The organism is Burkholderia sp. Ac-20384 (genome assembly GCF_017104605.1).
GTDB lineage: Bacteria > Pseudomonadota > Gammaproteobacteria > Burkholderiales > Burkholderiaceae > Burkholderia > Burkholderia lata.
The window spans coordinates 1-5,059 of record NZ_JAAGPE010000450.1; the positions used below are offsets into that span (position 1 = coordinate 1).

Below are 5,059 nucleotides of genomic sequence, written 5' to 3' on the forward strand. Positions count from 1 at the left end.
TGTGCTGGTTTTCGCGGCCGGTCTTTATCCGCTCGCGCGTCTCGTGCTGTTCGGGCTGACCGACCGGCTCGGCGCGAATCCGATCGAGTTCATCACGCGCTCGACGGGCCTCTGGACGCTCGTGCTGCTGTGCGTGACGCTCGCCGTCACACCGCTTCGGCGCATGACCGGTTTCGCCGCGCTGCTGCGCTTTCGCCGGATGATCGGGTTGTTCGCGTTCTTCTACGCGACGCTGCACTTCACGACCTACCTGTGGTTCGACAAGTGGTTCGACGTCGTCGCGATCCTGAAAGACGTCGGCAAGCGCCCGTTCATCACGGTCGGTTTCGCCGCGTTCGTGCTGCTGATTCCGCTCGCGGTAACGTCGCCGCGCGCGATGGTGCGCCGGCTCGGCCGCCACTGGGCGACGCTGCACAGCGCGATCTACGCGATCGTGCTGTTCGGCGTGCTGCACTTCTGGTGGATGAGGGCCGGCAAGCACAATCTCGCGCAGCCGAAGCTTTATGCAGCAATCGTGGCCGCGCTGCTCGGCTGGCGGCTCATTGCATGGGGATGGCGGCGCCTGCGCGCGTGACGGCGCAGCCTTAAAAAACAAAGGCGATGACCGGGAGGTCATCGCCTTGTTTCGTGAGCCGTGCAGGCGGCGCGTCGTTACTTCGCGACGGCCGGGCTCGACGCCGGGGCGGGCATGGACGATGCACCGCTCGACGACAATTCGGGTGACAGCGTGAGCGGCGTGCCGGACGAATCGGGCACACTGTCGGACGACGCGTTTTCATCGGTCGGCTTCACGTCCGACGGCGGCGCGTCCTGCTGCTGGAGTGGCTTGGGCATCGGAGGCACGGTGGGCAGATAGAGCGCGCCGCTTTGACCGCAGCCTGCAAGAATCGCCAAAGCCGCTACAATCGCGCTCATCCGGAAAACGACTCGCATGATCGTCCCTGAACAATTGAACCGATAGAGTTTAGCATGTCCGATACCGAATACCTGACCCGTGCCGAGGCCGTGCTGGCGGCCGTCGAGCGTACCGTCGACGACGCCAACGACGGCGATCACGACATCGATCTGGAGCGCAACGGCAGCGTCCTGACGCTGACGTTCGAGAACGGCTCGAAGATCATCGTCAACCTGCAGCCGCCGATGAAGGAAGTGTGGATCGCCGCGAAGGCGGGCGGTTTCCACTACCGTTTCATCGACGGCGAATGGCGCGATACGCGCACGGGCACCGAGTTTTTCTCGGCGCTCACCGAATACGCGACGCAGCAGGCCGGCCTGCCGATCACGTTCAGTGCGCCGTAACCGCCGAGGCCGAAGCCGGGCCGCGCCCCGATGCGTCGTGCCAAAGAAAAAGCGCCCCGCGGGGCGCTTTTTTCATGTCCGGGCCGGTGATCAGTGCGCGAACAGGTTCATGATGTCCTGCTTTTCCTGCTCGTCGACATGCGGCACGGTTGCGTCGACGTTCTGCGCGGCCGGTGCTTGCGGTACGCCAACCGTCGACACGAAGCCGTGGCCCGGCGCGAACTCGGTGAAGTACAGCTCGCCGCCGAGCGACTCGACGCCGTCCGGCGCCGTCGGCTTGAACTCGGGCACGCCCTTCAGCGCGGCGCCCATGTAGTCGATCCAGACCGGCAGCGACAGGCCGCCACCCGTTTCGCGATCGCCGAGGCTGCGCGGGTTGTCGTAGCCGATCCACGCGATTGCGGCGAGCGTGTGCTGGTAGCCCGCGAACCACGCGTCGTGCGAGTCGTTCGTCGTGCCGGTCTTGCCCGCGAGGTCGGTGCGCTTCAGCACGTTGGTCCGTGCGCCCGTGCCGCGCTGCGCGACGCTCTGCAGCAGGCTGTTCATCACGTACGCATTGCGCGCGTCGATCGCACGCGGCGCGTTCTGCTCGGCGACGAGCGGCTGCGCGCGCACGACGATCGCGCCGTTCGGATCGGTGACTTCGGCGATCAGGTACGGATTGACGCGGTAGCCGCCGTTCGCGAAGACCGAGTACGCGCCCGCCATCTGCAGCGGCGTGACCTGGCCCGCGCCGAGTGCCATCGGCAGGTAGGCCGGATGGCGTTCGGCGTCGAAGCCGAAGCGCGTGATGTACTGCTGCGCGTACTTCGTGCCGATGTGATTCAGGATCCGGATCGACACGAGGTTGCGCGAGCGCTGCAGCGCGGTGCGCATCGACATCGGGCCTTCGAAGCCGCCACCGTAGTTCTTCGGCTCCCACGGCTGGCCGCCCGTTTCGGCGGCGCTGAAATACAGCGGGCCGTCGTTGATCACGGTTGCCGGCCCGAGGCCCTTGTCGAGCGACGCCGAATAGATGAACGGCTTGAACGACGAACCCGGTTGCCGCCACGCCTGCGTGACGTGGTTGAACTTGTTCTTGTTGTAGTCGAAGCCGCCGACGAGCGAGCGGATCGCGCCGTCCTGCGGGACGATCGACAGGAACGCCCCCTCGACCTGCGGCAACTGCGTGATCGACCATTTGCCGGTGTCGTTCTTCACGACGCGGACGATCGCGCCCGGGCGGATGCGGCGATTCGGCTGCGCATTGGCCGACAGCGCGCCCGACGCGAAGCGCAGGTTGTCGCCTTCGATCGTCGCATTGCTGCCGTCGATGAACGCAACCGTAATCTGGCGCGGGCTGGCGGCCGTGACGACCGCGGCAATCAGTTCGCCGTTGTCGGGGTGTTCGAGCAGTGCATCGTCGATCGCCTGTTCGCGGTCGTCGGCACCGGCCGGCAGCTCGATGAAGCCTTCCGGCCCCCGATAGCCGTGCCGGCGTTCGTAATCCATGATGCCCTTGCGCAGCGCGGTGTACGCGACCTGCTGGTCCGCGGAGTCGATCGTCGTGACGACGTTGAAGCCGCGCGTGTAGGTTTCCTCACGGTACTGCGCGTACATCATTTGTCGGACCATTTCCGCGACGTACTCGGCGTGCACGCTGAAATCGCGGCCCGGACCCTTGACGACGAGCGGCTGTGCGACGGCCTCGTCGTACTGTTCGCGCGAGATGAAGTTCAGCTCGAGCATCCGTTGCAGGATGTATTCCTGGCGCACCTTCGCGCGCTTCGGGTTCACGACCGGGTTATACGCGGACGGCGCCTTCGGCAGCCCCGCGAGCATCGCGGCTTCCGCGAGCGTGATGTCCTTCAGGTCCTTGCCGAAATAGACCCGCGCGGCGCTCGCGAAGCCGTACGCGCGCTGGCCGAGATAGATCTGATTCATGTAGACCTCGAGAATCTGATCCTTCGTCAGCGCACGCTCGATCCGGTACGCGAGCAGCATCTCGTAGATCTTGCGCGTGTAGGTTTTCTCGCTCGACAGGAAGAAGTTGCGCGCGACCTGCATCGTGATCGTGCTCGCACCCTGCGACGCATGGCCGTTCGTCAGCGCGACGAAGCCGGCGCGGACGATGCCGGTGAGGTCGACGCCGCCGTGATCGTAGAAGCGCGCGTCCTCGATCGCGAGGATCGCATTCTTCAGCGAGTCGGGCACGTCCTTGAAATGGACGACGTCGCGGCGCTCTTCGCCGAATTCGCCGATCAGCACGTGGTCGGACGTATAGATGCGCAGCGGCACCTTCGGCCGATAGTCGGTCAGCGCGTCGAGCGACGGCATGTTCGGCCAGGCGACGACGAGCGCGTAGCCGAGCACGAGGCCGCCGGCCACGACGAGCGCCACGCACATCGTGGCGAATCCGAGCAGGACTTTTTGCCACCAGGGCCGCTTCTTCGGCTCCGGGGCGGGAGGCGGGGACGTAGGAGTCGTGGATTGCATAGGCATACCGGAAAACAGTCCCGCGATTATAGCTGCCCGGTAAGACCGGTCCTGACGCGGGGGCTACCCGCCGCGAAGCCGCGGGTGTGCGTCCTTCCAGCATAGCTCGCGCGCGCCCGTCGCGAGCCGGTACTGGCCGTTAGGCCGACTGTCGGCCACACGCGCCGCTTTGCAGAATCAGGTCTCGGAAACGCGGCGTGGGCCGCGACGATTTCGGGAGGCTGGGATGGCGGGACGATGGAGGGCGCGGTTTGCGCAGGGCGGGCACCGGTCGACGGGAATCGACGTCGGCGCGGACGAGGTGAGGGTGGTCGTGCTGAGCCGGCGCGGCCGCGGTGCGGAGGTGTGCGTCGAGGGGCTCGAGCGGGAGCCGGTCGGGTTGGCGGGCGGGCCGGAAGATGCGCGCTGGGCGGCGGTCGCGCGAGCGCTGGCCGCCGCCGTGTCGAGGTTGTCGGCGTCCGGCGTGCGGTGCGACGCGCGTGGCGTGATGGCGTTGCACGATGACGAGATGCGGACCGCGACGCTCGACCTGGCCGGGCGGGACGATATCGAGGACGCCGCGCGGCAGGCGGCCGAACGCATTTCGGGGCTGGCGCCGGACAGTCTCGCGTTCGACTGGCGGCCGGATGGCGGCGCGGGGGCGGGCGAGATCGAGATTGCCGTGGCCCCGCTGGCGCTGCTCGAACGGCGGATCGACGTGGCTGCCCAGGCCGGTGTCGACCTGACGGTGGTCGACGGGGAGTCGGCCGCGGCGCTGCGTGCGTTGCGCTATGCCGCGCAATTCGAACCCGACGCGCAGGCGGGGGCATACGCGGCGCTCTGGTTTCATGACTTGGGCATGCACGGCTGGCGCATCGACGGCCCGTTGGCCGTACCGGTGCTGACGCTGTCCGGCGCCGTGCCGGAGGCGTTTTCCGATGCATTGCGCCAGCGGGCGCTCGGGGCCGTGTGTTGCGTACTCGTGGCCGGGGATGAGCGGTGTATCGCCCGCTTCGATACGTCCGTCGCCGAGATCGGCGACGTGCTCGGCGCGGTTGCGGTGCCGTTCGACTGTACGGGCTGGAACGGGCAACCGTGCCCGCCCGCCGGCATGCCGGGCGGCCCGGCATGGGCTGTTGCATTCGGGCTGGCATTGCGCGGGGTGTGGGAATGACGGCCTGTCGTGCGGCGCCGGGCGGCTTCAACCTGCTGCCGTACCGCGAGCGGCTGGCAAAGGCGTTGCGACGTCGCCGGGCTGCGCAGTGCGGTACGGCGATTCTGTTCGGTGTGCTCGGCGTTGTCCTGT

5 protein-coding genes and 1 pseudogene are annotated in these 5,059 nt (G+C 67.3%); 4 read left to right on the plus strand and 2 right to left on the minus strand.

What is annotated here, in order from left to right; all coding sequences use genetic code 11:
- Positions 1–574, plus strand: a 574-nt coding sequence (msrQ, locus tag G3O00_RS39475; protein ID WP_206146236.1) for a protein-methionine-sulfoxide reductase heme-binding subunit MsrQ, incomplete at its 5' end; no start/stop codon positions are given.
- Between the two features lie 77 nt (positions 575–651).
- On the opposite strand, the gene G3O00_RS39480 is transcribed toward msrQ, so the two are convergent.
- On the minus strand, positions 652–933 hold the full coding sequence (locus G3O00_RS39480) for a lipoprotein (RefSeq protein WP_041492722.1): 282 nt from the start codon (positions 931–933) through the stop codon (positions 652–654).
- Positions 934–969: 36 nt separating this feature from the next.
- On the opposite strand from G3O00_RS39480, the gene cyaY reads away from it, so the two are divergent.
- Complete coding sequence (gene cyaY / locus G3O00_RS39485) at positions 970–1,299, plus strand: iron donor protein CyaY (protein WP_039366759.1); 330 nt, start codon at positions 970–972, stop codon at positions 1,297–1,299.
- 90 nt (positions 1,300–1,389) lie between these two features.
- Here the strand turns inward: cyaY and G3O00_RS39490 are convergent, their stop codons facing one another.
- Complete coding sequence (locus tag G3O00_RS39490; RefSeq protein ID WP_011350691.1) at positions 1,390–3,780, minus strand: penicillin-binding protein 1A; 2,391 nt, start codon at positions 3,778–3,780, stop codon at positions 1,390–1,392.
- A 220-nt stretch (positions 3,781–4,000) separates the two neighbouring features.
- Here G3O00_RS39490 and G3O00_RS39495 point away from each other — a divergent pair, with 220 nt between their 5' ends.
- Both G3O00_RS39495 and G3O00_RS43705 read left to right on the plus strand, forming a co-directional pair.
- A complete protein-coding gene (locus G3O00_RS39495) occupies positions 4,001–4,927 on the plus strand; it encodes a competence protein ComA (protein WP_206146237.1) in 927 nt (308 codons plus the stop codon).
- Positions 4,924–5,059, plus strand: a pseudogene (locus G3O00_RS43705) (fimbrial protein); the annotation flags it as partial. The gene G3O00_RS39495 and the pseudogene G3O00_RS43705, both read left to right, overlap by 4 nt.